Below are 24,856 nucleotides of genomic sequence, written 5' to 3' on the forward strand. Positions count from 1 at the left end.
ACACAACGAGAAATCCAACCTTCCGGATCTTGCCAGAATGAACTCCAGATATGCGCTTTAACACTATTTGGTATCCACAGGGCACCGCTGCCACGATATTGTGGATGGTAAAAATCCCTAAGCATGGTGAAGCTGGTTGGTGGATGCTCTAGGATTGGGCGTATATCACCGGCAATAACCGTGTCCAAATCCAGATAGAACAGATCATCGGTTATATCCGGTCGGAACAACTCGATTTTCGCCCACCAGCCACGGCACTTTTGCCACTGGTTGATCAATGGGACAACTTTGACGCCAGGTACATGTAAACGCTTCAGGTCTGTCAGGCAAATAATTTCATAGCCTTTTGGCAGTTGATTAACCAGCCACTGCACATCGGAAGCGTTATAGTCACCACCAGAGCGAAAAACTAAAGCAATCTTCATGCTGCACCATCACCTTTCACTTTCATCAATGTCAGGTTTCCGCAAAATACGGCACCAGTGTCGATATACTGCTGATTCCAGAATGTCTTCGGGCTTTTCACCGGAGTGTGACCAAAGATAAAACGATCTGCGCCCGAAATTTCGCCACCAATATCATCCATCGAATCACTGATACGCTCGCGCGCCCAGACAACGTTGAAAAGCGGCACCTCCTTACCGAATTGGTATTCATTATCCGGATAGTCGGCATGGGCTATAACGATAGTTTCTTGCCCGGTGTTCAACTCAATGATATAGGGCAGACGCTTTACCAGCTCCACCAGCGCCCAGGCTAATATTTCCTGATCAGTGTCCAGCATGAAGAACCATTGTCCGCCATTCATTAGCCAGTTATTCACGTTGCCATCTGGACTTAACGCATCAATCATCAGCCGCTCATGGTTCCCCATCACTGCCCTGAACCAGGGCATCTGCAATAGTTCCAGACATTCGACATTTTCAGTACCGCGATCGATAAGGTCGCCGACCGATATCAGTAAATCCTGCGCCGGGTCAAAATCCACACGATGGAGTTCGGACATCAGTCTGGTGTAGCAACCATGCAGATCACCAACAACCCAGACATTCCTGTATTTGGTACCGTCGATACGGTGATAAATTGTGGGTGCCATCATGTATTCTTCAGCCATTCTTTAAGAGTCATCTGCGGAATACCTCCCATTTTCCCGCATGAAACAACGTCAATCCGTTCACGCGCAGACTGGAATAACAAAGGCAGGTGACTTAGATTTTTTGGCGTGCCGCCGGAGTGAACGCGTGGTTCTTGTGTAGCGTCAACGCCCACCAGGGCGACATGTTTGAATCCGATATGGAAAGCCAGGTTCAGAGCGCCATATGCACTATTGCCGCTGGCAATTTCATTCTCATCTTCGCAAAGTCCGAAATGTGCGGACCAGCGCCACGCCCACCACTCGGGAGAATTCGTATTTTTTGGCTCCATGCCACGTTCAGCCACACGACGGAAGCACAGAACGCCGTCTCTGACTTCACGTTCTTTAACATCGGGTAGTGCCATGCAATAACAAACACCACGGCGACGGCGGCCACGACCAACGCGCCGCATATTGTCTGGCGATGGATCAAGTGTGAAAAAATAAGAAGCGCGGTTCAGCCAGTCGATGGCCCCATTGACCGCTATAATCGGCACTCCGCGCGGCGCAACAAAGTTTGCGGCGCTTGGGCCACTGCCGACGATAATAACGCGATCACTGCCTCTAAATTTATTCTTGGGAAACATTGAATTGCACTGCTCCTACTTGCATTCAAAATATGTAAATCTGCGTGTTTTTTGCGGGTATCCAGGAACTGCTGTTGCCATTTTGAAATAGACACCTGCGTTGGATTCCGTAGTGCTTGAGGGTGCGCGCCATGCCAATGAAGGCCGTTTTGCAGAGAACAGTCATAGCCGACTAATACCACTACTTCAGCCCCTGATTCAGCAGCCAGACTGATAGCCTGCGCGCCGCTATTTACCCCTTCCGCCGGTCCACAATATCGCCTGTACTCCAACGAAAATGATTTCGCCGCCGCCAGGTTGGCTGTCACTTTGCGGAATCTCCCTCCCGGTATGGTGGATCCGTATTGCTTCCACCATGACAAATCACCGGCGTATAAGGCATAAATGTCATCGAACATCTGCCAGGAATTGTTAACCGCGATGATTGAACAGCCAGTTTTTTCTATAGCAGCACAGTCCTCACGAGTGAGTGACGGACCGCTACCGACACAAAAAACAGTCCTAGTCGCCCTGGGTGGTATGTTCATTCTCAGCTGCAAATTCAGCCTCCAGGCGAGCATTCATTTCAGCGATTACAGGGTCCACTACAGCATCTGTTTCCTGTTCATTACGCGGCATGACCGATGCCAGCGACTCATAATTAACCTTGGATGACACGATTATTCTCCCGATGTTAAAGTGCACTACCACAAAGAGCGTACATGCACTAATTAATTTATTATTTTAAGCAGCATACAACCACTTGTCGCCGTTCAATACATGCTCAATAGCCTCACCCTTTTTAAGGCTTATGTATTCCAGGATGGCGGTTATCGCTTGTTCTGCACCATACGCAAGAACGACGTAGTAACCTTCCTCTCTAAGCCTGCGCATCCAGGCGATCTGCTCTTTCGTCGGGGCTTTACCATTTGGTTCTTTAAGCTCAATTCGCATGCCGTGATAAATACCGCATGCTTTATCGAGACTCATGTCCGGATAACCTTTTTTCTGCCCTTCAGCCTTCATTTTCCCGGCGGTTGCTTTTGAACGTTTCCCTCCGTTAGGCGTTGCATGCAACAGCTCATAGATGTCAGGGTGCTTGCGTTCGAAGTAATCAAAAATGAAAACCTGCTCGAAGTGCTCGCAATTTCCGTCGCGCAGGTCTGGGTTCTTTGCAAGTGCTGCAAGTGCCTTCGCATGTGGAGAAACTTCTTTTACCGGCGCAAGCGATAAGAATGGATCCTTTTTGGTTTTTGGTCTGGACCGCCCCTTATTTCGACGCTCACTAAAAGCCTGAAACTCTTCCTCAGTAAAGCGCAACATAATCAGTCAAATCCTGCCGGTCGCATGCCATATTTACGCTGTTTTGCGGCCTGCTCTTCCCTGTGCCATTGCGCACATTCAGCGTCACAATAAATGCCTGATTCAATCGATTCATTGCAGTAACGACACTTCCCTGTAAATACCTGGCTCACGACCTGTGCCTGCTTTCTGATGTTATCGATGGCCATGTCTTTGAGAGCTTCTAACTGATTCATGCTCAGCTCTGCATCATCAACACGTTCTGCCAATTTTGTTTCCTCGTGAAGAACCTACTTAAGGGCAGAATGATACATTTCACAATCAAAATTGCACTAATAATTTTCTTTTATTGAGTTAAATATTCAACAAATGACTAGCGGTAGAATCACCATCATCTATTTCTGGCAGGCTGACTATGGCTACATCAATCACTACAACCCAAAGCACCCGGCAATATCCTCTGTCGCGGTATGACGACCGCAACATAGCCGATCCAATACTCAGGGCAGAGCTACGCAAAGAGGTGATGCTTATGTGTGAATCGAACGACAAGAATCTGACGATTTATTACGTTCTTCCCGATGAGCAATATCGCCCGGATTTGCTGGCTTACCGTATGTGGGGCATAGCAGAGCTACGCTGGGTTGTGACGCTCGCCGCCGGGCTTGAGGATGAGTCTCAGGGTATGACTGTTGGCAAAAAATTAAAACTCCCACCTGCCACCTGGATCCGCGAAATGATTCGCCATTTCCAATACGACGGCCAGGTAATAGGGACATTATCCATTGCGTAAGGGAAATGAATGCCAACTGAATATGCTCGCGACAACCTTGGTCGCTATCAGACTGATGGATTAAGTGCAAAAGACTTTAACAAGGTCTTCGATCTTATCCGTAAACAGCAGCGTCAGAATCGGCGAAACGCGCGACGTACACTCACCCCAAGGATTATGGGGATGCGTAACCGCGAACTTGAGGCATTCCTCAGCCTTGGGAAAAAGAAAGATGGCACCTACTTTACGCCCGAAGATATACGCAGTTTCAACACCTCAAGGCAGGCTCATAAAACCAAATTCAAGAGCACGGTACCCGGCATTACCTATGCTCAGCTGGTGGCGCAGTCCACCAGCATTGATATAAAACGCGCTAACAACAAAGTTTCTGATGGCACAGGGATCAAAGCCGCGACATTCCTCGGGCTAAAACACAACCTTGCATTGATATCTGTTAATGCCTCGGATGAGTCGGTCCACCAGCATCACCGTGTCAGAATTCGATTTGAGGAATGGGATAAAGCCGTTGAGGAAATTGCTGAAGACGGTGCGAAAAAAGCCCGAATCGCTGCCGTTCTCTGCAAGGGCCGGGTATCTTTCGACTGTGATTGTGGACGCCATCAATACTGGTATCGTTATATGGCCACGGCTGGTAACTATGCTGTCGCGCCGCCAAAAGAGTATGCATTCCCCAAGATCCGCAACCCTGATCTGACTGGTGTGGCCTGCAAACATGTGTTGCACGCTATGACGCGTTTTCAGTCTCCCACATGGCACAAGGCCATCATTATTGCCCTGGAAAAAGCAGCTGAACAGGTAGCCTTCGGCGATGACAAGCGGAAGACAACAACCTATTTCAAAGGCGAACTGGCTAAATCGCTCGCGCGCAACCGGACAACAACGACGGATCAGGCTAAAGCTGCGCGTGAGTATGAGCTGTATCTGAAATCTCAGGATGCATTAGGCAAAAAACTACGCGCAAAAGATAGCGCCACGGACAACGTTCGCCGGTTGTTAAAAAAAGCTCGCACCACGGCAAACAGGAAGAATGCCGAACTAAAAGCATCGCGGGTGAGGGAAGCCCAGGCTCGCGCTGAAGCCGACGCTCTCAAAAAAGCCCTGCAAACGCAGGCGAACAACCTCATAAAGTTTTTCATGAGTCAGGGAATGGACAAGGCCGCTGCCACTGCGCAGGCGCGAAGCATTCTTGAGACACAAATTAACGAAGCCCGTAAACGGAAAGGATAATCGATGGCTGGTTTCTTTGATGACATGTTTGAGGACACAGAACCATCACAACAAGTGACTGGTGATAACCTCCCGGACACCGAATCGGATCCGGATATTCCAGGCGAAGGTTCTGAACTGATTGAAGAGGAAGATATTGATGCTGAAATCGAAACCGATGGTGTTAACGTTGGTAATATTGTTGATCCTGTGGAGGACAATCACCTTCCCAATCTGGATCACGGCCTGCTTAGTGATTCTGGTGTGCGCCACCGTTATCAAGGTCATGCAGTTTTTAATAACCTTGTGCGGATGGACTGGCTCAAAGCAATCAAGCTAGACCCTGACTCATTCGATGCGGTTCTGTATCGCGCAATACCTTACAGAGACAAAAATGCACCTGAAACGGCATCTGAAATAATAGAACCGAACCAACGCATATATGACTATCAGGATCCAGAACTGATAACGGCCCTCGACTGCCCGGATGAGATGGACGCCTTCTACGCGCTATACGACGGCAGTGATAATACGGGAATTAGCGACAGTGCTTTAATCCTTCGGTTGGCCGCCGTTAATGTGCCAGTGGGTTCTATGCTCGAATGGCTGGAACAGCTGTCAGACGGCACAACCATTCGCCGCTTCTGGTACATCCATAAAATATTCAATTACGGCACTGCCAGGGTAGGCAGTTTGTTTTATTGCGTGCCTTCACGCGCCTTTGAAGGGAATTTCATCGGTGATTCTGAATAATCAGGAATGGCTACTGGCCATCTTTAAGAAAAAAGGTCTTACTCCAACCGGTAAGCTGGAATTTGCCACTATTGATGGCATTGATTCGGCGCTCGCACAGGCTTTAAACGAAGCATTCGACTCACAAGTTGTCAGCTTTAATGATCGCACTAACCAGTCATTCAGGGAGTTCCTGAAACGCACACCAAGAGATCGCATAACGCTCGGCACTTTTAGTGATGTGAAGGAGTGGTTGTCGTCATTTGAAGCCGATCGCGCCGGGCGCAAAGATACAGCCTCTGCTGGCCCAGTAAATAAGCTGGCAATGCCGCTTGTGAATCTGTCTCGTTCTCCCGCGTTTTCAATTTATGAAGGTGAATTGTGCCGGGATAATTACGATGAAGGGCATGTCACCAATGAAAATGATGAGATTGAAGCCCTGGTATCGACTATCCCTTTCTCACTGGAATATTCGCTATGGATCGCCAGTGACGAGAAGGAATCTCTTGGGATGGTTACAACTGCATTAGCATTCTGGCTACGAATGTATGCCAGCCTCGGGCAGGCATCTTTCACTCACATTGCCAATGTCGGCGGTTATGAGATACCGGTTACCTGTTACATAGAAGGGCAAAAATCAATCGCATTTCAGGATCTGACCACCGGCACCGCCGACAACAGGCTGTTCGCGGTTGGATTGAACCTCACCGTTGTGGCGGAACTTCCTATCCTGGCTTATATGCAGCAAACCACCGGCACCATAACGGTAAAAGCGAAAATTCTGGAGGAATGAGATGGCCACAAAGACCACCACAGCCCCGGAAACTGATTCAAAACGCACTCAGCTATTCCTGCAATCTGTTTCAATTGGGCAGAACGAAATCCCTCGCGAAATGATCGTAGGATGTACCTATGTCGAACCTGGGGAGCTATCTGGTCCCCAGCTTATGCTCATGATCAGGGATTCAACGGCTTACGTGGTCAATAAGCTGGGGGTGAAATTTGGTACAATACTGACAGTTTCACTTGGTGATCCGGAAGGTCATGGCGGCATCCTCTTCTCGGAAGAGTTCTTTGTTCTTAAAGCGCCGCGCAAGGACGATACTGTACTGATTTACGCGTTTAGTAACCCGGTGCGGTTATTAAAAGTTCCGTCCACCAGCGCACAGTATTTTGTTGATAAGCCACCATCAGCCGTAGTTTCCTCTCTTGCCCCTGGTCTGAAGGTAAATGCTGACTCATTCAGAAAAACATCCACATACCACCTAAATGTTGGAGAAAAACCGACCAAGGTATTGCAGGAGATAGCCCGGGATACCGGTTCTATGTGCTGGGCATCCAGGGGGACGATCAATTTTAAAAGTATGGAAAAAATGGCAAACGCCGCTCCATCGCTTACTTATGAGTCCGCCAATCCCAACACATCCGGATTTACAATTAGTCAGTTCAACATCCTGAATGCCGATTATGAATACCAGCGCCGCCACAATTACAGAATGGCCAGTTATGACATGACCAAAGGTGTGGTTTACTCAGGTAACCAGGAAGACCCCATTAAATTTACGAGCAATCCCGATCCTACCGCGCTGGCGAACTACAACAAATTCATTCTCCCCCGCCTCGATATGCTGGTGGAAGGAAATGCCGCGCTAACTCCGGGTACGACGCTGAAAATTGTCGTGCATAACACGGCAGGTGACGGAGAACTCGATGAATCTATCCCTGACAAAATGATAGTGATGTCCGTGACTCATTTCGAAGACCGCTTTCGTTTTGTCAGCCGTGCACAGTTAGGAGTGGTGAATGGGTAGTTTGACAGGGAAGTATCGGGCTGTAGTGATAAGCGTCGATGACCCTAAAGGTCTGATGCGTACACAAATACGTGTTGTCGGCATGATGGATGGGTTACCAGATGCTTCATTGCCGTGGGCAGAAGCTATATTGTCCAATGCAAACACGTTTTCACCATTTCTGCCCGGCGATAAAGTATGGGTAGAATTTCCCTACAATGGGGATTCTCGATGGCCATTGATAATCGGTTATGCACAGGATGCATCCGGTGGCGCTCCCAATGTGCCGCCTGAAGCGTCAGGACAAGGTGAAGGCTATGTACCGCCTGAAGTCGAAGGTGCACCAGCACAACCATCAACCAGCGCCAAAAAAGACTTTATTTCGTCGCGGAACGGACTAATGGAGGTCCGGACGGCGGGCGGAGCCTGGGCCGTTACGCACTTGAAAAGTGGAACAACAATCGGGTTCAACGAGGCCGGGGAGTTATATGCCATTTCTCAAGGTCCGGCATTCATCTCTTCCGCAGGAAATCTCGATATAAAGTCAGGCGCGGATGTCGCCCTGAAGGCGGGGGGAAGTATGGCGATAGAGGCCAGCGGGAATCTATCCATAAAAGCCGCTCAAGTCTCTGTTGACAAGGCTTAATAAAAGCCCGGCGTTCGGGCTTTTCTGTTATGACGGGTTCAATTTTTTATCCGTTACCGCACGACGGTTTCTGCGTGATAAACGTCTCAAGCATCTTTTCCGCAATTGCCGACCAGGTGTGACACTGGACCTTTTCAGCATTTTTCACGCGATCAACGCGAGCAATAACCTCATCCCAATCAATCCGCGACTTGATAACCATATGGTTCACCAAAGCCAGGCGATCTGGCGGAAGGCAATCGGGAGGCGTTAATACCAACGCCCCGCACATTGCCGCCTCAAGAACAGTTAATCCAAGGCTTTCGGGATGCGTAACGATAAAAACGTCACTCTTACGCAATTCAGCTGCAAATTCGGTTGCTGGCACCGGCGTCCGCCTGTATGGAGTTACCGAAATATTCCCCGGATCAATGGTAACCAATCCGTCATCAGTCAACGTTCTGGCCTCATACGGAACGGTCAGACGCTGAAGGTTCATAAGGATACTTAAGGAGTGATCAAAACCACTAACATCAAATGCAGCGTGGTCTACAAAAATACGCAGAACATCGTCCGTTTTGGTTTCCAGATGGAACAGCTCCTGATTCGCTGCCCATCCAACATGTTTGTTAAAGCGATTATGACGTTCTAACCGACCGGGATTATCCAGGTACCGCCAGGTATCATCGCGGACAGTAAAAGTAATATCGACTGGTGCCGAATCCAGCATAGAACCGTCATATACCTGGGCTACCCATCCAGAGAATCGGCGACACAGTTGCATGCCTATTTCCCTAGGTACCGTAGTAAAATACCTCAATCCTGGTGCCAAAATGGCCTTCGCAGAACATGCTGTCGCAGCAGTCAACACAGCTTCAACATAATCCTCGGGGCTTTCGACGCCAGGGGAATATGGACGATGGTATTGCAATGTTACCCCTGCCTCACTAAAGGCGCAGGCCAGGTTATAAGACCACATTTCCGTATATGTTTTCACATCACTGATGGCTGCAAATTTTCGCCCAATGATCAGGATGTTCATCGGCTTTTCCTCATTCCATTGCATTAATAATCCTCTTGCCAGTCAGCACCGGCATAGTTATCAAACCGTGAGTATTGGCCGTTAAAAGCCAATCTCACCGTGCCAATTGGGCCATTTCGTTGCTTTCCGATAATTACCTCGGCAATGCCCTTCATTTCGCTATCCGGGTGATAAACTTCGTCGCGATACAGAAACATAATCAGGTCTGCGTCCTGCTCAATTGCTCCTGATTCACGTAAATCTGAATTTACCGGTCGTTTGTCCGCACGCTGTTCAAGCGATCGATTAAGTTGTGACAATGCCACCCCCGGTACTTGTAATTCCTTCGCCAACGCCTTCAGTGAGCGAGAAATCTCGGCAATTTCCAGCGTTCGGTTATCTTGCAGCTCGGGGACGCGCATAAGTTGCAGGTAGTCGATCATAATCATGCTCAAACCACCATTTTCTTTATAAACACGACGAGCGCGGGAACGTAGCTCTGTCGGCGTCAGGGCGCTTGAGTCATCAATAAAAATATTCTGCTTGTCCAACAGAATACCCATTGCGCCAGAAACCCGCGCCCAATCCTCGTCGTTAAGTTGCCCTGTCCGAATACGAGTCTGATCAACGCGTGCAAGAGAAGCCAGTGAGCGCATCATCAGCTGGTGGCTCGGCATCTCAAGGCTAAAAACCAATACGGGCTTATCGTTACGAACTGCGGCATTTTCGACGAGATTCATCGCAAACGTGGTCTTCCCCATAGATGGGCGGGCGGCGACAATGATGAGATCGGACGGCTGAAGCCCTGCCGTCTTCTTATTGAGATCGGTAAATCCCGTATCAAGCCCCGTTACACCATCATGTGGTCGCTGAAACAACTCTTCTATGCGAGATACCGTTGCATCGAGAATGCTGGCGATATCTTTTGGACCACTACCGCTCTTTTGTCGTTTTTCAGCTATTTCAAAAACGCGGCGCTCGGCCATATCCAGCAATTCATTGCTGCCCCTGCCATCCTGCGCATATCCAGCTTCGGCTATTTCATTTGCGACGGAAATCATTTCACGAACAACCGCGCGTTCACGAACGATATCCGCATAAGCACAAATATTTGCCGCGCTGGGCGTGTTCTTTGACATCTCCGCAAGGTACGCAAAACCACCGGCGCGTTCTAATTTACCGTTCTGTTCAAGTGCTTCAGCAAGTGTTATCAAATCAATCGGTTTGCCATGACTTAATAACCTCTCCATCTCACTGAAAATTTCACGATGAGCACTGGTATAAAAATCATCAGCAACTATACGATCTGCAACTTCATCCCAGCGGCAGTTATCAAGCATTAAGCCACCAAGTACAGCTTGTTCTGCACTAAGGGAATTTGGCATGGATTCAAGAGGGGATGCAGACATTAGCACTCCACCCAGGCGTGCTGAATGTCAGATATAATCGGCATACTCAAATCACTCCTAACGATATGAGTCATCACCAGAAAATCAGGATTAATGCGCCGGACTCTTCCCGGCTGTCACACCGAATCGCCAGGATGGTGAATCCCTTTACCCGAGAAACAACAAACGGTGGCTTGCACATTCCGGCTACCTGGTTCGTTGCCTGAGCTAGGGGCAAGGTTCCCCCCTTTTAACGTCACCAGACCGCTAACGACGCATGTGCCAGACGCCGTGTTACAACCAAATATGGTGGCCCCTACCGGACTTGAACCGGTGACCGTGCGATTATGAGTCGCCAGCTCTAACCACTGAGCTAAAGGGCCGGATTACTGTTTCCTGAGTGCTTCTATGACGCCAGCAATACCGCCTACAACTATGCCAGCAATGACAACGAGAACAATTGGATGCTTGTCAGCAAAATCCCAGAAGCCCATCACTGATCCTTAGAAGCTGTTTTTAATATCGGCCATACCAATGTTACAGCTACTGCTACCAACGCCCCGTCGGATAAAACCGACAGGATTGTGCTGGTGAAATCCACCAGCACAGATAGCACGAGAAAAACCAAAGCCAGAATTAGACGTGCTTTTATAACCATCAGATATACTGTTCCAGTGGCAATTGAAGAGCCTGGGCAATTTTCTTCAATTGCTCCTGCTCTTCTGCCCCAATGCCATCCTGGTCAGCAATATCAATGCATAGGCACAGAACATCTACCGCATCATTAGTTCCAGACACGTCAGCCAGTTCACGTAAAGCCTGGGCATTCGCTCGGCGCGGCGAGGCTTCATATTGAGCGCGAATATTGGCGCTCATCTGGGCAATTTCACCGGAGAACGGCGCAAAGGCAGGAAGTGCTGCAATGGTTTTTTCCAATACTGCAATTTCTTTCGCATCGCAGGTGCCGTCAGAGTATGCAATGGAATATGCGCCCCAGACAGTCGCTTCCACCGCATCACGGTTTTCCATCTTCTTGACTCCGCCAGCCGCTTTGCGGAATTTCTTTTTGAGAATGCCGAGCATTTATTAACCTCATTACTGGTTGGGAAATAAGGTTGCGGTGCCGGGTGCCTCCCGGTGTCCTTTAGCTGGTTATCCACCGTGGACGGGGAAATAAGGAGAAATAATGGACAGATATAACCATTTCCCCGCGTGCGCTTAGCCGCATTCACCGCAACGGAAAGAGCATTCCTGGTGGACCTGTAGATTGGGATATGAACCCGTTACAGGAGAATGCTCTTACCTGTTACGTGCTCCGTTTCGTGGAGCTAACGGCGGGTGATCGGGCCGCACCAGACTGGACTTATTTCAGCGTTATGCTCATGCCAGAGAATCAAACTGTGATGGTCGGTGCTGAACTCCGACACAGGGTTGTAGCAAGCCCCGCAAAGCGCGCACTACTGTAGTTGCGGCACATCAGCCTGTGCATTCACCACAATGTTGAGAACACTGGTTGTCACGCTGCAACGCAACATTTATTCGTAGATTGGGATATGACCCCGTTACGCCAGTGTTCTCAACGTTGTAGTGCCGGTTACGGTTCCGGCCAGGCCTCTTCCTCAACGGGGTGTTCTCCATACGGACTACCGTTTATTGGTCGTTCCTGCGGTTTATGTTGTGAAGCCAGATGCTTATCTTCTGGTTGCTTCAAAGAGCTGCACTTCATCACAACGGTAAGGGTACTTCGTAGGGATTCGAACCCTCTGCCAAGCTCGGCGATCTCCGACGTCGCAAAATACCCTTACCTGTTGTGCTGGTGCCGATTAACGGACTCGAACCGCTGACATCCTGCTTACAAGGCAGGCGCTCTACCAACTGAGCTAAACCGGCATTGGCGATGGTGGATGGATTTGAACCATCGACCCGTTGATTAACAGTCAACCGCTCTAACCGCTGAGCTACACCATCACTTGCCGGGTACGTCTCCGGCGAGGGCTTCCACCTCCGTATGCTTTTCGGCGCACCGCGCCCTGGCTGCAATTCGGTAACAGGGGATGCACAACCCTGGCTTCCAGCGTGATTAGCGCCTTCAGCATGACGGGATATACCCGTAAATTCGTGGAACTGTACCCAAAGTGCTGTTAAGCACCGCTGTTACGCTGAAAAGAAAACGCAACAGGAAAGGACGCTGACCAACAGATGGCCCCTTCTCGTTCATCTGGTTAATCACACCAGCGCCCTTACCTGTTGTGCCTCCCCGTTCCCTAATACACAGACGGGGACACTCTGCGGTCGATTTTTTTGACGGGGGACGACTCATACCCCGTGGCATCTGGTTTCTTAGGCCGCTACCATCATCAGATCATCGTTTGCATTTACTTTAATGGTCAGTTTCTAAACCGCCGCAAAGTCGCTAACCATTACGAAAACCCTGAAAAAAACGCCCACCCGAAGATGGGCAAACTGGAAGCTCGTAACGCACTTCGGCGTTGCCACTTAGGCGCATGGTCAACCTGGCAACTCGGTGGTTTGTCTGGGAGGACTAGGCCCAGCCATGCTTACCGCCGCGCCTGTCGCGGCTAACAGCTAAATCGCTCTATAAATCACGATTCATTGAGGCGATATTACACTAATAAATTTATTAGAGCAATATACCCAAAACGTCATGAGCTACACCTCGAGTGTCCCCCTTACAAGACACAGAACGTCTGGCAAAAAGATGTTCCACTCTGAAGCCACTGTCATGATAAAGCTCTCTGATGTTTGGCGCGCCACTGTTAGTAATGAGAACCTTTGCACCTCGACGATGAGCATCCGTCAACAGAGACACCAGGCGTTTTTGCTCTTCAAACTTAAAGTCATGACCGGAATAGTTCGTGAATCCCTCTGTATTTGGAAGCGGTTCATACGGCGGATCGCAAAAGATGACATCTCCTTCTCCGGCAGCTTCAATCACCGCTGCAAAATCACCGCATACAAACTCAGACCGCCCTTCCGCACCGAGGAAGGCTTCCATCTCCTGTAATGGGAAATACGGAGTTTTATACTTCCCATAACCGACATTGAACTCACCGGCCTGGTTGTAACGCGTCAATCCGTTAAAACAATGTCGGTTCAGGAACAAAAACGCCGCTGCGCGATGTAAATCATCATAGACTTGTTTGTTAAACGCATTCCGTACTGCCAGGAATCCCTCCTGGGTGTTGTAGTCCTGGAAGAACCGATGTGCCAGAGTGATAAGTGAATGCGCCTCGCGTTGCAGAGTCTTGTAAAAGTTAATCAGGTCAGCATTCACATCATTTAGCAGATTTTCCTGGTATCCGGCATTCATGAAGACAGCTCCACCACCGACGAAAGGTTCAATCAGGCGCTTCCCTTCTGGCAAATAGCGAAAGATTTGTTCCAGAACACCAAATTTTCCACCAGCCCATTTGAATATGGACCGTTCGAATTCTGCCGCTGGTTTAACTTTTCGCTCTTTTGTTTCACGCCCTTCATTCTGCCGACATGCAGCCTTGGTTATCCGCTCGCCAATCCAGCGCATTACTGGTATCGCCATACTATTGCCGATCGCTTTGTAACGCGGTCCGTCAGCTGCAAGCATTGCAGCCTCTTCTTCGTTCAAATCAGGAGAGTTTTTGCGAAGGTATGCCAGTTCATCTGAAGAAACTTTTTTACGCTTTTCCGTAGGGATCAATGTATGTCCATCAGGAAAACCTTGCAGCCTTTCACATTCGACAGGGGTAAGACGGCGCATTCTACCGTCGCCGAGCAATACAATTGGTGCTTCATGGTTACATGTCAAAGTTGGTGCCGAATTATCGGTTTTTATCTCAGCCCCTCCTTGCCCATGTGCCATGGCAACTATGTTTGTATCATCGCAAGATCTGATAGCGATGTCTGAAGTATATCTGGTAGTTTCCTTCCCCTCGCCTCTGCTCGGCGCAATATTCCGGCGCACGCCTTCGAACTCAAAAAGTACCGTTGCGGGATCGAGGTCTGTTCGAGCACTTGCGACAACAAACACGCGTCGGCGTCGTTGTGCCACTCCGAAGTATTGGGCATCAAGGATTCTCCAGGCCACCTTTCGCTGCGGTCCATAAATACAACCACACTGCGGCCACTTTGGAACATGGCAACCGGTTTTGCCATCCCACCGCCAGAACGCGTTGCTTTTTCCTGATTCAGGTCGATCACCTGGTTCAAATGGCACATCTTCTCCAGCCAATCCAGCAAGGAAACATCCGAAGGCGTTATCTGCCGATGACAAGACTCCTGGGACATTTTCCCAGACGATAACGGCTGGTTTGAGAAATGACTCAGCCCGTTTGTCGTCAATTGCATTTGCAAGCTCCACATACTTTAAAGTTAGCGCGCCACGCTCATCATCAAGCCCACCACGTAAGCCCGCGATACTGAATGCCTGACAAGGCGTACCCCCGACGAGCACATCAGGGGATTCGATTTCCCCAGCCAGGACTTTTTGGGCAAGTTTTGTCATGTCGCCAAGGTTGGCGACATGGGGCCAGCGGTGCGCAAGAACGGCAGATGGAAAAGGCTCGATTTCAGCAAACCACGCCGGACGCATACCCAACGGTTCCCAGGCAATACTCGCGGCTTCAATTCCACTGCAAACAGATCCATAGCACAGCTCTTTCACTGCTTAGCCTCTCCACCAAGGGCATTTACCAGAGCATCAACCAGGCACGAAATTTCACTGGTCAACAGGAAGAAATCTGCGTCCAGTCGCTGCGCAACATCTTCACTATCAATATCAGAGTTCTGCTCAAGCAATTCATCCGCAAATTTGACGCTGGTAAGGCTGAAGTTATGGTCCAGTGTAAATTTAATGCGGTTCTGCCAGTCGAGTGCCAACTTAGTGACGAGCTTGCCAGCTTCCAGGTGTGTGGAAATTTCATCGCTTCCCAAATCCTGCTTTTTCACTCGGGCAATACCGCCATCCTCAAGCACTGCCTTAAGTTCTGCCGCATCCCCCATTTGAAATCCCTGTGGAGCACTACCATCACGTACCCAGTCGGTCAGCGTTAATTCAATGGGATTTTCAACACTCAGGGGAACAACAGGAAGAGAACCAAGAGACTTACGCATAAGCGCGAGCATATCCTCTGCCTGCCGCGCGCTGGCATTGATATAGATACGTTTAGTTGAACCGTCGTAGATCGCCTGGATAACAGAAAACTTTGAAAAAGCCCGTGGCAGAAGAGAATGCAGAACTTCGTCTTTCAGGGAGTCCTTCTCTGTTTTCTTCAGTTTACGCGCTTGTTCTTGCTCAAGTTTTTCAATTTTTTCTTGAATAGCTCGCTGGATAACCGGCGGGGGAAGAATTTTTGTTTCGCGCTTTGCTTCAACAAGGATAAAACCATTTCCATGCATAGCGATAACTTCGGAATTATCACCAAATGGCGATACAAAACCGAACTTGGCCATATCCTGACTACCGCATGGCGTGAAAAGGATCATTTTCTTTTTATCTTCTAAGTCGGTCAGATCCGCCTCACGAGAAAGTTTATAAATAGTAATGTTTTTCCAGTGCTTAAACATGTTGTAACCCTTGAATATCAACCACAGAAAGCTCGTCTTTGTAGAAAAAGGCCAGGTTGTGGCACCCCCTCGTTTGAGCGTATGAGCTGGGACCAATTTCGTTCTTCCAGACAAATGGCTTCAAATCCGTACGGCGAAGCATAAAAACGCGATTTGTTCCGCTCTGATTCCCAATGAGGCAAAAGCCTTCTTTCACCTTGATAGCCTGCAAGTTGTCGAGTTCACCGCTGGTTACACGGCTATCGAACTCCTTGCGGCTTATTAGCTCCATCTGCATCTGACGACTCCAAACAAATGCCCATTGAAGGGCGATGGCTGAATGGTACCGAAAACACGACATAAAAAACAATATTTATTAGAGCAATTTTGTAATAAGTAAACGCCATACAGACCACAAATAACCTAAGTTAAAATAACGAAAATCAGAGCAAATCATTGGTGGTGATGTGGCGAGTATTGCAACAAAAGACAGCATTTGTTCGGGGCACGGAGGATTCCCATCCAGGCCTCCCGTAGAGAGCGAACCACTACTTAAAGTCAACGGAGTCGAAGTGTTAGTTGATGGTAAGCAATATGCACAGCATACCGATGGGAACAGCACGCACGGCGGGCAAGCTATATCAACCAGGGCATGGTTTACCGTCAACGGGAAAGGGATCGTATGCGTTGGTGATCCTGTTTCATGCGGCTCTACCGTTGCAGCCGGAGACGGCCTGGTTCAGGTAAGTTAGGAGATATCATGCTGGAAAAAGACTACCAGTTATCCGCATATAAAAAATTGTCCGCCGCCGGTGGGATGAAAACACCTGGTGCCATAACATCGGCACGAAACAGTGCTAACACAGCAAAACTGCTTGCAGAAGAATTGACCGGATTAATTCTGGATACAATTGTCTATCCCGACACTATTACCAGCTATGTTTCAACGATCAGAACAACCGCAACTGGTTTAACGAATATTGGAGGGCTGGCAACTCAGCACGCGGACCTGTTGGCTGGTTATGCTGATCTGTCAATGCTCCTTCAACTCGATATTGGTTGGGATGTTTACTGTCGTGCTAATGAGCGAGAAGTTTCAGAACTGCCGATCTCTATTGCCATTGGTGACGCGACTACAACGAAATCGCTTGAGGACTCTGTAAATGCGCTTAATACGTCGAGTTTAGTCGCTGCTATGGGGGACATTAACCAGACCCTTAACACAGGCTCAGGAAGCTCGTCAGGCTCTGATTCAGGTGGCGGCGCAGTCACTCCCCCACCAGCACTGACAGAACAACAAGTTGAAGCACTGAAGGAAGCAACTGAACAATTTGGTGCTTTTTTCGACCAGACAACAGTACCGGTAGCAGCATTGCAACAGCAGTATGAACGAGCGAAGGAAAGCGCCAGCGTAGCCATAACTGCTTATAACCATGCTATCGGTACCGCGCTTGCGGAAGCATCAGCAAATAAGGCCAGCACAGCCAGCGCAGTCGCCGCTTTGGTTCCTGATTCTGTTCTTGATGAATTAAACAAAGCGGCACAGTAACAAAGGACTTCATTGATAATTTTTCTTCAGGAGGAAGACATGTCATTCTTTTCTACGTTAAAAACAGCTTTGTCTTTGAAGGAGAAACTTGCTGCTACTGGTGTTCTTGTTCTGATTTGCGCACTTGTTGGTGCCGGGTTTGCATGGGAACGTCATCAGCTAAAGCAAGCCTTGGATAAAATTGGCAGTCTTGATCAGGCTGTTAAGGAACGTGATAAGTCAATAATGGATCTTAACCAGACCATTGAGACGATGAACAAAGCAGATCAACATTTTCACAGCCAGGAAGTGAAAAATGAATCAGAACAAGCCAAGTATGCTGACAGGCAAATGGAACGAAAAGCAGAAGTTCAGAAACAACTGGTTGCGGCGGGTAATGTTCGCCAGCGCATTCCTGCTGACACTCAGCGGTTGCTCCGGGAGTCGATCAGCGAATTTAACGCCGACGCCGACAAAGGTTAACCACCCTGCCCCCAAAAGTGCGTTTATGTGCAGGATGCCAGAGTTTAGCAGTGAATATTTTGATGATCTGCCAGCGTATATCCTCGATACAGAAACGATGCTGATGGGAATTAACAGGAAGAATCGCAACGTCAATGATTACAACCGTGCTATCAGCGGTAACTAAAAGGAAAAACTATGTCCGATATGGAAATTGAAAAAGAGATTCTGGCCAAAGGCAAAACAGCACCACGCCTGACTCCTGATCACATCGAGAGTGTGATTGCCGAAGAGCATTATTTCACAGCTTTTGACGGCATTCGCGCTGCGCATGAAGGCGTTCGTGAGGTGCTGTCTGTTCATCCCTCTACGCGTAGCCTGACCATCTGTGTCTTGGTGCTGTGCAATGGATTCATTGTTACCGGGGAAAGCGCCTGTGCCAGCCCTAAAAATTTCGACGCGGAGATTGGCCGTAAGGTGGCCCGTAAGAACGCCATTGAGAAAATCTGGCCGCTGGAAGGTTATCTGCTGAAGCAAAAGCTCAGCGAGCAGATTTAATCAACTGTAGAAATCGTAATATCAACACTCATGACTTTACTTTGGCAGGAAGCCACTAAGGACAAACAACATGTTTGCGGTTAAACAAGAAATAAACAACGCTACTTCTTTGTTCGAAATTGAGAGTATTACCGTTGGATATCCTGGGTCAGATCAATTTAAACAGGCGTTCGAGATTGCTGAAGAACTGGGTATCAAAACGCCTGATGCGATTGAATATATCCCTGTTGCGTACGAAGATGAGGAGATGACAAAGGCAATCGGGGAAGAGCAAACTTTGAGTACAGAGCGTAAGGATGTACAGCGGGATGACTGTATCGCCGTGATTTGCTCTGGGGTTGCTTCTGAAATGTTCCCCGACCTCCCTGCCATAGGAGGTGTTGGTTATCAATTCCTCTACAAAGGTGATACGTTACGCATCTATACAAGTAGTTTGTTGATCGAAGAAGTAGGTACGGAAAACGACAACTAATTCGCTTCAACTCTTCACAGAAATCGGTCCTCAGTGGCCGGTTTTTCACTTATCCACATTATCCACTGGGTAGATCCAATAATTAGGTCCATACAGATCCCAATTAGATCCATATAGATCCCTGATCGTTGCAGGCCGCGCCACGTCTGGCTTAGAAGTGTATCGCGATGTGTGCTGGAGGGAAAACGATGTGTGCTGGCGGGATAAAAATGTGTGCTGACGGGTTGCTAATGTGTGCTGGCGGGATATAGGATGTGTGCTGACGGGAAAGCCTGGGTAGTTATCACCACTTATAAAAGCTATCCACATAATTCGGAAAAAGTAATATGAATCAATCTTTTATCTCCGATATTCTTTACGCAGACATTGAAAGTAAGGCAAAAGAACTAACAGTTAATTCAAACAACACTGTGCAGCCTGTAGCGTTGATGCGCTTGGGGGTATTCGTGCCGAAGCCATCAAAGAGCAAAGGAGAAAGTAAAGAGATTGATGCCACCAAAGCGTTTTCCCAGCTGGAGATAGCTAAAGCCGAGGGTTACGATGATATTAAAATCACCGGTCCTCGACTCGATATGGATACTGATTTCAAAACGTGGATCGGTGTCATCTACGCGTTCAGCAAATACGGCTTGTCCTCAAACACCATCCAGTTATCGTTTCAGGAATTCGCTAAAGCCTGTGGTTTCCCCTCAAAACGTCTGGATGCGAAACTGCGTTTAACCATTCATGAATCACTTGGACGCTTGCGTAACAAGGGTATCGCTTTTAAGCGCGGAAAAGATGCTAAAGGCGGCTATCAGACTGGTCTGCTTAAGGTCGGGCGTTTTGATGCTGACCTTGATCTGATAGAGCTGGAGGCTGATTCGAAGCTGTGGGAGCTGTTCCAGCTTGATTATCGCGTTCTGTTGCAACACCACGCCTTGCGTGCCCTTCCGAAGAAAGAAGCTGCACAAGCCATTTACACTTTCATCGAAAGCCTTCCGCAGAATCCGTTGCCGCTATCTTTCGCCCGAATCCGTGAGCGCCTGGCTTTGCAGTCAGCTGTTGGCGAGCAAAACCGTATCATTAAGAAAGCGATAGAACAGCTTAAAACAATCGGCTATCTCGACTGTTCAATTGAGAAGAAAGGCCGGGAAAGTTTTGTAATCGTCCATTCTCGCAATCCAAAGCTGAAACTCCCAGAATAAGTGTGTGCTGGAGGGAAGCTGCATTAAAAAAATGTGTGCTGCCGGGAAGGCTTGTCCAATTTCCTGTTTTTGATGTGCGCTGGAGGGGGACGCCCCGCAGTTTGCCCAGACTTTCCCTCCAGCACACATCTGTCCATCCGTTTTTCCCTCCAGTGCACATGTAATTCTCTGCCTTTCCCTCCAGCACACATATTTGATACCAGCGATCCCTCCACAGCACATAATTCAATGCGACTTCCCTCTATCGCACATTCTGGTCCTGCATCATCCCTCCAGCACACATCTAATAGCCTCATCGCCATTTCTTTACGTGCAATAATTGACGCACGAATCAAAAAAAGTTGCACGTAGCAGAATCAAGCGTACAATTCACTCATACGAAATGATAAGGAGATGATGATGAAACGCGATTACGGCGGTGTCGGCACCATAGCTCTTCGTGCAAGCGCATTACTTAAGGCCATGAGTCAGGATATTGAAGATCAGCGCAAAGAGTTCAATCAGACCGAGTATTATCAGACGTTCACTCGTAACGCTGTGGCAAAGTTGCCGAAGCTGAGCCGCCGCATTGTTGAGCAGGCCATCAAAGAGATGGAAGATGATGGGTACCAGTTCAACAAGAAACAGGTCGGTAACGTTGAACAGTACGCGCTGACCATCCAGAACGTCATTGATATCTATGCCCACCGTAAGATCCCCAAATATCGCGACATTCACAAATCGCCTTACGTTATTTTTGTCGTAAACCTGAAGGGTGGCGTATCCAAAACGGTTTCCACAGTCACGTTGGCGCACGCTCTGCGTGTGCATCAGGATTTACTGCGTCACGATCTGCGCATTCTGGTAATTGACCTTGACCCTCAGGCATCCAGCACAATGTTCCTCGACCATACTCACAGTATTGGTTCCATCCTGGAAACCGCCGCGCAGGCGATGCTGAACGACCTGGACGCGGAGACGCTACGCAAAGAGGTGATTCGTCCGACCATCGTTCCTGGCGTAGACGTGATTCCAGCCTCTATCGACGATGGCTTTGTTGCCAGCCAATGGAAAGAGCTGGTTGAAGAGCATCTTCCCGGACAAAATCAGTACGAAATCCTTCGACGCAATATCATTGATCGTGTTGCGGATGATTATGACTTTATCTTTATTGATACCGGTCCACACCTGGATCCGTTCCTGCTCAACGGTCTGGCGGCCAGCGATTTGCTGCTTACCCCTACCCCACCAGCCCAGGTTGACTTCCACTCAACACTGAAATATCTCACCCGTCTGCCAGAAATGCTGGAGCAACTGGAGGAGGAAGGCGTAGAACCGCGTTTGAGCGCCAGCATTGGTTTTATGTCGAAGATGACCGGCAAGCGCGATCACGAGACATCACACAGCCTTGCGCGTGAGGTTTACGCCAGCAACATTCTGGACTCTTCTCTGCCTCGTCTGGATGGCTTTGAGCGATGCGGCGAGTCTTTCGACACCGTAATCAGTGCCAACCCGCAATCGTATCCAGGCAGTGCAGAGGCGCTGAAGAAGGCACGAACCGAGGCCGAGCGTTTCACTAAGGCTGTGTTTGATCGAATTGAGTTTGTTAGGGGTGAGGCGGCATGAAAAAAATAGTTTCCCGTGGACGAGTGCTGGGCAAGAATAGCTCCGAGTTTGCTCGCATGCTTGAAGGCAGTGAAGGCACCAAAACCTTTACCCTAAAATCTGGCCGCCAGGCTAAATTTTTGCTTACCGTTGTGCTGAGTGGTGAGATTGAGTCGCGCACGTTCGTTGACCCGGCAGTTAACGGCCGCGATCAGTCTCTGCTCACCCCTGAGTCGGTAAGCGATATTTCCCGCACCATTAAATTGCAACAGTTCTTCCCGGCTATCGGTCGTATGGTTGGGGAGCGCATTGAGGTATTGGACGGATCACGTCGCCGCGCTGCGTGTATCTTCAATGAAACGAAATTTGAGATTCTGGTGACGAAAGATGAGATCAGCCTGGCGGATGCACGCCAGCTGGCCATTGATATCCAGACAGCCCGCGAACACACCCTGCGCGAACTGGGTAAACGCTTCGAGGTTATGTATGGTAAGAGCATGACCAAAGAAGAGATCGCCCGCGCTGAGAACATTTCAAAGGCTAAAGTTACGCGCGCGTTCCAGGCGGCAGCGGTGCCGGATGAGATGATTGCTGTCTTCCCTGTTGCCAGCGATCTCGCCCTGCCAGATTACCAGTTACTGCTCCAGATCTCCGAGGATGCCAACGCTAAAAGCGTGCCTATTGAAGAGCTGGTTGATACAGTGCGCGAACGAATTGCAGAGACTGAGGGCGCGAAAGAGGATAAAGCGAAGATACTGGCTATCTTCAAAGCGGAAAGCAAAAGCCTGAAGCCCGCGCCGGTTAAATCTGTGGTGGTTGAGAAGCTGCGAGACTTCTCTGACCGTCGCCAATATGCCCGAAAGAAGTCCGATCCGAAAAAACGGGTTGTCGCCTACGAGTTCTCCAGACTCCCGTCTGAAGTGCAAACTGAAATTGACGAAGCAATAAAAAAAATCATTGGGAAAATGTCTGCTGGGGAATAATCCCGCTGGTGGGAGGCGGCTTTAGCCCCCTCCCCTGTCTAAAATGTCCCGCGCCTATTTCATGTATAAACATATGATATATATAGATATTTATGAAAAATTTCAGACTGAAATTCCCACGGTTTCACGCCTGTTTTACTTGCCCCCCTCCCCCGCACAAAAAATTTAAAAAATTACTTTTAGCGAGAAAGTCAACAAGTGACTTTCAATAAAATCTCTTCCGAAAAGGGATTCACACAAGTGCCTTGTGTTTAAGGAAGAGTAAATTGAGTAACTTACGCGAATACCAGAATCGTATTGCAGATATCGCAAAACGCTCTAAAGCTGTGCTTGGCTGGGCAAGCACTGCGCAGTTCGGTACTGATAACCAATTCATTAAAGATGATGCCGCGCGTGCCGCATCTATCCTTGAAGCTGCACGTAAAGACCCGGTTTTTGCGGGTATCTCTGATAATGCCACCGCTCAAATCGCTACAGCGTGGGCAAGTGCACTGGCTGACTACGCCGCAGCACATAAATCTATGCCGCGTCCGGAAATTCTGGCCTCCTGCCACCAGACGCTGGAAAACTGCCTGATTGAGTCCACCCGCAATAGCATGGATGCCACTAATAAAGCGATGTTGGAATCCGTCGCAGCAGAGATGATGAGCGTTTCTGACGGTGTTATGCGTCTGCCTTTATTCCTCGCGATGATCCTGCCTGTTCAGTTGGGGGCAGCTACCGCTGATGCGTGTACCTTCATTCCGGTTACGCGTGACCAGTCCGACATCTATGAAGTCTTTAACGTGGCAGGTTCCTCTTTTGGTTCTTATGCTGCTGGTGATGTTCTGGACATGCAATCCGTCGGTGTGTACAGCCAGTTACGCCGCCGCTATGTGCTGGTGGCAAGCTCCGATGGCACCAGCAAAACCGCAACCTTCAAGATGGAAGACTTCGAAGGCCAGAATGTACCAATCCGAAAAGGTCGCACTAATATCTACGTTAACCGTATTAAGTCTGTTGTTGATAACGGTTCCGGCAGCCTACTTCACTCGTTTACTAATGCTGCTGGTGAGCAAATCACTGTTACCTGCTCTCTGAACTACAACATTGGTCAGATTGCCCTGTCGTTCTCCAAAGCGCCGGATAAAGGCACTGAGATCGCAATTGAGACGGAAATCAATATTGAAGCCGCTCCTGAGCTGATCCCGCTGATCAACCACGAAATGAAGAAATACACCCTGTTCCCAAGCCAGTTCGTTATCGCGGCTGAGCACACGGTACAGGCGGCGTATGAAGCACAGCGTGAATTTGGTCTGGACCTGGGTTCCCTACAGTTCCGCACCCTGAAGGAATACCTGTCTCATGAACAGGATATGCTGCGTCTTCGCATCATGATCTGGCGTACTCTTGCGACCGACACCTTTGACATCGCTCTGCCGGTTAACCAGTCCTTTGATGTATGGGCAACCATCATTCGTGGCAAATTCCAGACTGTATATCGCGACATTATTGAGCGCGTTAAATCTTCTGGTGCGATGGGGATGTTTGCTGGTGCTGATGCAGCATCTTTCTTCAAACAGTTGCCGAAGGATTTCTTCCAGCCAGCCGAAGACTATATCCAGACTCCGTATGTTCACTACATCGGTACCCTGTTCGGTAACGTGAAAGTGTACGAAGTACCTGCTGGTATTTGTAAGAACTTAACGACAGAGAACATTCAGTTCAGCTCGATGGATGTGCTGTGCTACGTCCGTGATGAAAATCCGGGTAAAGCAGGCTTCGTGACTGGTGATGCTGTCCCGGCTATCCCGTTCCAGCATCCGACCACTCCGGCGCTGGTCAACCGTACCACACTGTGGGGTTCGGCTATCAACGATATGCACCCACGCAACGGCGCTGATTACTTCACTCGTGTAACGCTGACAATGGCCAAAAAAGGCGGGCTTAACTTCATTAGCGGCGACACGATTGATGCCGGTGACTCTGAGTAATCAGGGGAAG

At 49.0% G+C, this 24,856-nt stretch carries 26 protein-coding genes, 3 tRNA genes and 1 pseudogene; 14 read left to right on the forward strand and 16 right to left on the reverse strand.

What is annotated here, in order from left to right:
• The 6 genes and pseudogenes from IMQ56_RS22050 to IMQ56_RS22075 form a co-directional block, all read right to left on the reverse strand.
• Positions 1 to 425: pseudogene (locus IMQ56_RS22050) on the reverse strand (hypothetical protein); the annotation flags it as partial.
• On the reverse strand, positions 422 to 1,099 hold the full coding sequence (locus IMQ56_RS22055) for a metallophosphoesterase (protein WP_001354545.1): 678 nt from the start codon (positions 1,097 to 1,099) through the stop codon (positions 422 to 424). The gene IMQ56_RS22055 and the pseudogene IMQ56_RS22050, both read right to left, overlap by 4 nt.
• Positions 1,096 to 1,722 carry a hypothetical protein gene (locus IMQ56_RS22060; protein ID WP_000484112.1) on the reverse strand — a complete coding sequence of 209 codons (627 nt, stop codon included), beginning with the start codon at positions 1,720 to 1,722 and terminating at the stop codon, positions 1,096 to 1,098. Before IMQ56_RS22060 ends, IMQ56_RS22055 begins: the two co-directional genes overlap by 4 nt.
• A gap of 501 nt (positions 1,723 to 2,223) precedes the next feature.
• Complete coding sequence (locus IMQ56_RS22065; protein ID WP_000096174.1) at positions 2,224 to 2,379, reverse strand: hypothetical protein; 156 nt, start codon at positions 2,377 to 2,379, stop codon at positions 2,224 to 2,226.
• A 66-nt stretch (positions 2,380 to 2,445) separates the two neighbouring features.
• Positions 2,446 to 3,024, reverse strand: coding sequence for a VRR-NUC domain-containing protein (locus IMQ56_RS22070; protein ID WP_000943609.1), 579 nt, complete (start codon positions 3,022 to 3,024; stop codon positions 2,446 to 2,448).
• 2 nt (positions 3,025 to 3,026) lie between these two features.
• Complete coding sequence (locus IMQ56_RS22075; protein WP_000840931.1) at positions 3,027 to 3,272, reverse strand: hypothetical protein; 246 nt, start codon at positions 3,270 to 3,272, stop codon at positions 3,027 to 3,029.
• 146 nt (positions 3,273 to 3,418) lie between these two features.
• Between IMQ56_RS22075 and IMQ56_RS22080 the strand changes: the two genes are divergently transcribed.
• From IMQ56_RS22080 to IMQ56_RS22105, 6 genes are read left to right on the forward strand one after another with little or no spacing between them, the layout of a single operon-like run.
• On the forward strand, positions 3,419 to 3,796 hold the full coding sequence (locus IMQ56_RS22080) for a hypothetical protein (protein ID WP_000235786.1): 378 nt from the start codon (positions 3,419 to 3,421) through the stop codon (positions 3,794 to 3,796).
• A gap of 9 nt (positions 3,797 to 3,805) precedes the next feature.
• A complete protein-coding gene (locus tag IMQ56_RS22085) occupies positions 3,806 to 5,023 on the forward strand; it encodes a hypothetical protein (RefSeq protein WP_023155374.1) in 1,218 nt (405 codons plus the stop codon).
• 3 nt (positions 5,024 to 5,026) lie between these two features.
• Positions 5,027 to 5,755: a hypothetical protein gene (locus tag IMQ56_RS22090; RefSeq protein ID WP_000896801.1), complete on the forward strand. Its 729-nt coding sequence runs from the start codon at positions 5,027 to 5,029 to the stop codon at positions 5,753 to 5,755.
• Positions 5,742 to 6,527, forward strand: a complete 786-nt coding sequence (locus tag IMQ56_RS22095) for a hypothetical protein (RefSeq protein WP_000602717.1) — start codon at positions 5,742 to 5,744, stop codon at positions 6,525 to 6,527. The genes IMQ56_RS22090 and IMQ56_RS22095 overlap by 14 nt, the downstream gene beginning before the upstream one ends.
• A gap of 1 nt (position 6,528) precedes the next feature.
• Positions 6,529 to 7,545, forward strand: coding sequence for a hypothetical protein (locus IMQ56_RS22100; protein WP_000212015.1), 1,017 nt, complete (start codon positions 6,529 to 6,531; stop codon positions 7,543 to 7,545).
• Complete coding sequence (locus IMQ56_RS22105; protein WP_000535203.1) at positions 7,538 to 8,170, forward strand: hypothetical protein; 633 nt, start codon at positions 7,538 to 7,540, stop codon at positions 8,168 to 8,170. The genes IMQ56_RS22100 and IMQ56_RS22105 overlap by 8 nt, the downstream gene beginning before the upstream one ends.
• 46 nt (positions 8,171 to 8,216) lie before the next feature.
• On the opposite strand, the gene IMQ56_RS22110 is transcribed toward IMQ56_RS22105, so the two are convergent.
• The 10 genes from IMQ56_RS22110 to IMQ56_RS22155 form a co-directional block, all read right to left on the reverse strand.
• Positions 8,217 to 9,215, reverse strand: a complete 999-nt coding sequence (locus IMQ56_RS22110; protein ID WP_023155375.1) for a hypothetical protein — start codon at positions 9,213 to 9,215, stop codon at positions 8,217 to 8,219.
• Positions 9,215 to 10,579, reverse strand: coding sequence for a replicative DNA helicase (dnaB, locus tag IMQ56_RS22115; protein ID WP_196065255.1), 1,365 nt, complete (start codon positions 10,577 to 10,579; stop codon positions 9,215 to 9,217). Before dnaB ends, IMQ56_RS22110 begins: the two co-directional genes overlap by 1 nt.
• A 286-nt stretch (positions 10,580 to 10,865) precedes the next feature.
• Positions 10,866 to 10,941: transfer RNA gene (locus IMQ56_RS22120), tRNA-Ile, on the reverse strand.
• 110 nt (positions 10,942 to 11,051) lie between these two features.
• A complete protein-coding gene (locus IMQ56_RS22125) occupies positions 11,052 to 11,216 on the reverse strand; it encodes a DUF3927 family protein (protein WP_000234831.1) in 165 nt (54 codons plus the stop codon).
• Entirely contained in the window at positions 11,216 to 11,641 is a 426-nt protein-coding gene (locus tag IMQ56_RS22130; RefSeq protein WP_000900640.1) for a tellurite/colicin resistance protein, read from the reverse strand. Before IMQ56_RS22130 ends, IMQ56_RS22125 begins: the two co-directional genes overlap by 1 nt.
• Positions 11,642 to 12,372: 731 nt before the next feature.
• A tRNA-Thr gene (locus IMQ56_RS22135) sits at positions 12,373 to 12,448 on the reverse strand.
• A gap of 2 nt (positions 12,449 to 12,450) precedes the next feature.
• Positions 12,451 to 12,526, reverse strand: a tRNA-Asn gene (locus tag IMQ56_RS22140).
• A gap of 673 nt (positions 12,527 to 13,199) precedes the next feature.
• A complete protein-coding gene (locus IMQ56_RS22145; RefSeq protein WP_196065257.1) occupies positions 13,200 to 15,218 on the reverse strand; it encodes a Dam family site-specific DNA-(adenine-N6)-methyltransferase in 2,019 nt (672 codons plus the stop codon).
• A complete protein-coding gene (rdgC, locus tag IMQ56_RS22150; RefSeq protein WP_000472529.1) occupies positions 15,215 to 16,120 on the reverse strand; it encodes a recombination-associated protein RdgC in 906 nt (301 codons plus the stop codon). Before rdgC ends, IMQ56_RS22145 begins: the two co-directional genes overlap by 4 nt.
• Positions 16,113 to 16,397: a hypothetical protein gene (locus IMQ56_RS22155; RefSeq protein ID WP_001177860.1), complete on the reverse strand. Its 285-nt coding sequence runs from the start codon at positions 16,395 to 16,397 to the stop codon at positions 16,113 to 16,115. Before IMQ56_RS22155 ends, rdgC begins: the two co-directional genes overlap by 8 nt.
• Before the next feature lie 462 nt (positions 16,398 to 16,859).
• On the opposite strand from IMQ56_RS22155, the gene IMQ56_RS22160 reads away from it, so the two are divergent.
• From IMQ56_RS22160 to IMQ56_RS22195, 8 genes are all read left to right on the forward strand, one after another.
• Entirely contained in the window at positions 16,860 to 17,648 is a 789-nt protein-coding gene (locus IMQ56_RS22160) for a hypothetical protein (RefSeq protein ID WP_001561116.1), read from the forward strand.
• A 39-nt stretch (positions 17,649 to 17,687) separates the two neighbouring features.
• Complete coding sequence (locus IMQ56_RS22165) at positions 17,688 to 18,110, forward strand: hypothetical protein (protein WP_000007766.1); 423 nt, start codon at positions 17,688 to 17,690, stop codon at positions 18,108 to 18,110.
• Positions 18,111 to 18,287: 177 nt separating this feature from the next.
• Complete coding sequence (locus IMQ56_RS22170) at positions 18,288 to 18,647, forward strand: Gp49 family protein (RefSeq protein WP_001561118.1); 360 nt, start codon at positions 18,288 to 18,290, stop codon at positions 18,645 to 18,647.
• Between the two features lie 70 nt (positions 18,648 to 18,717).
• Positions 18,718 to 19,119 carry a hypothetical protein gene (locus IMQ56_RS22175; protein ID WP_000458377.1) on the forward strand — a complete coding sequence of 134 codons (402 nt, stop codon included), beginning with the start codon at positions 18,718 to 18,720 and terminating at the stop codon, positions 19,117 to 19,119.
• A gap of 326 nt (positions 19,120 to 19,445) precedes the next feature.
• A complete protein-coding gene (gene repA, locus IMQ56_RS22180; protein ID WP_001076427.1) occupies positions 19,446 to 20,306 on the forward strand; it encodes a replication protein RepA in 861 nt (286 codons plus the stop codon).
• Positions 20,307 to 20,705: 399 nt separating this feature from the next.
• Positions 20,706 to 21,911 carry an AAA family ATPase gene (locus IMQ56_RS22185; protein WP_000817632.1) on the forward strand — a complete coding sequence of 402 codons (1,206 nt, stop codon included), beginning with the start codon at positions 20,706 to 20,708 and terminating at the stop codon, positions 21,909 to 21,911.
• A complete protein-coding gene (locus IMQ56_RS22190) occupies positions 21,908 to 22,873 on the forward strand; it encodes a ParB family protein (RefSeq protein WP_000725192.1) in 966 nt (321 codons plus the stop codon). The genes IMQ56_RS22185 and IMQ56_RS22190 overlap by 4 nt, the downstream gene beginning before the upstream one ends.
• 266 nt (positions 22,874 to 23,139) lie before the next feature.
• Positions 23,140 to 24,846 carry a hypothetical protein gene (locus IMQ56_RS22195; protein WP_000067710.1) on the forward strand — a complete coding sequence of 569 codons (1,707 nt, stop codon included), beginning with the start codon at positions 23,140 to 23,142 and terminating at the stop codon, positions 24,844 to 24,846.
• Positions 24,847 to 24,856: the final 10 nt, after the last annotated feature.

Origin of the sequence: Enterobacter sp. Res13-Sevr-PEC09-46 (assembly GCF_015672585.1) — a bacterium.
Taxonomy (GTDB): Bacteria; Pseudomonadota; Gammaproteobacteria; order Enterobacterales; family Enterobacteriaceae; genus Enterobacter; species Enterobacter hormaechei_C.

Excerpts from the sequence above, each read along its gene's own strand:
- IMQ56_RS22165 (WP_000007766.1), top strand. The coding sequence starts at position 17,688 with ATGTCATTCTTTTCTACGTTAAAAACAGCTTTGTCTTTGAAGGAGAAA.
- IMQ56_RS22090 (WP_000896801.1), top strand. The coding sequence starts at position 5,027 with ATGGCTGGTTTCTTTGATGACATGTTTGAGGACACAGAACCATCACAA.
- IMQ56_RS22060 (WP_000484112.1), bottom strand. The coding sequence starts at position 1,722 with ATGTTTCCCAAGAATAAATTTAGAGGCAGTGATCGCGTTATTATCGTC.
- IMQ56_RS22070 (WP_000943609.1), bottom strand. The coding sequence starts at position 3,024 with ATGTTGCGCTTTACTGAGGAAGAGTTTCAGGCTTTTAGTGAGCGTCGA.
- IMQ56_RS22185 (WP_000817632.1), top strand. The coding sequence starts at position 20,706 with ATGAAACGCGATTACGGCGGTGTCGGCACCATAGCTCTTCGTGCAAGC.
- IMQ56_RS22155 (WP_001177860.1), bottom strand. The coding sequence starts at position 16,397 with ATGCAGATGGAGCTAATAAGCCGCAAGGAGTTCGATAGCCGTGTAACC.
- IMQ56_RS22100 (WP_000212015.1), top strand. The coding sequence starts at position 6,529 with ATGGCCACAAAGACCACCACAGCCCCGGAAACTGATTCAAAACGCACT.
- IMQ56_RS22080 (WP_000235786.1), top strand. The coding sequence starts at position 3,419 with ATGGCTACATCAATCACTACAACCCAAAGCACCCGGCAATATCCTCTG.
- IMQ56_RS22105 (WP_000535203.1), top strand. The coding sequence starts at position 7,538 with ATGGGTAGTTTGACAGGGAAGTATCGGGCTGTAGTGATAAGCGTCGAT.
- repA (WP_001076427.1), top strand. The coding sequence starts at position 19,446 with ATGAATCAATCTTTTATCTCCGATATTCTTTACGCAGACATTGAAAGT.
- IMQ56_RS22085 (WP_023155374.1), top strand. The coding sequence starts at position 3,806 with ATGCCAACTGAATATGCTCGCGACAACCTTGGTCGCTATCAGACTGAT.
- rdgC (WP_000472529.1), bottom strand. The coding sequence starts at position 16,120 with ATGTTTAAGCACTGGAAAAACATTACTATTTATAAACTTTCTCGTGAG.
- IMQ56_RS22110 (WP_023155375.1), bottom strand. The coding sequence starts at position 9,215 with ATGCAATGGAATGAGGAAAAGCCGATGAACATCCTGATCATTGGGCGA.
- dnaB (WP_196065255.1), bottom strand. The coding sequence starts at position 10,579 with ATGTCTGCATCCCCTCTTGAATCCATGCCAAATTCCCTTAGTGCAGAA.
- IMQ56_RS22130 (WP_000900640.1), bottom strand. The coding sequence starts at position 11,641 with ATGCTCGGCATTCTCAAAAAGAAATTCCGCAAAGCGGCTGGCGGAGTC.
- IMQ56_RS22170 (WP_001561118.1), top strand. The coding sequence starts at position 18,288 with ATGTCCGATATGGAAATTGAAAAAGAGATTCTGGCCAAAGGCAAAACA.
- IMQ56_RS22190 (WP_000725192.1), top strand. The coding sequence starts at position 21,908 with ATGAAAAAAATAGTTTCCCGTGGACGAGTGCTGGGCAAGAATAGCTCC.
- IMQ56_RS22125 (WP_000234831.1), bottom strand. The coding sequence starts at position 11,216 with ATGGTTATAAAAGCACGTCTAATTCTGGCTTTGGTTTTTCTCGTGCTA.
- IMQ56_RS22160 (WP_001561116.1), top strand. The coding sequence starts at position 16,860 with ATGCTGGAAAAAGACTACCAGTTATCCGCATATAAAAAATTGTCCGCC.
- IMQ56_RS22175 (WP_000458377.1), top strand. The coding sequence starts at position 18,718 with ATGTTTGCGGTTAAACAAGAAATAAACAACGCTACTTCTTTGTTCGAA.
- IMQ56_RS22055 (WP_001354545.1), bottom strand. The coding sequence starts at position 1,099 with ATGATGGCACCCACAATTTATCACCGTATCGACGGTACCAAATACAGG.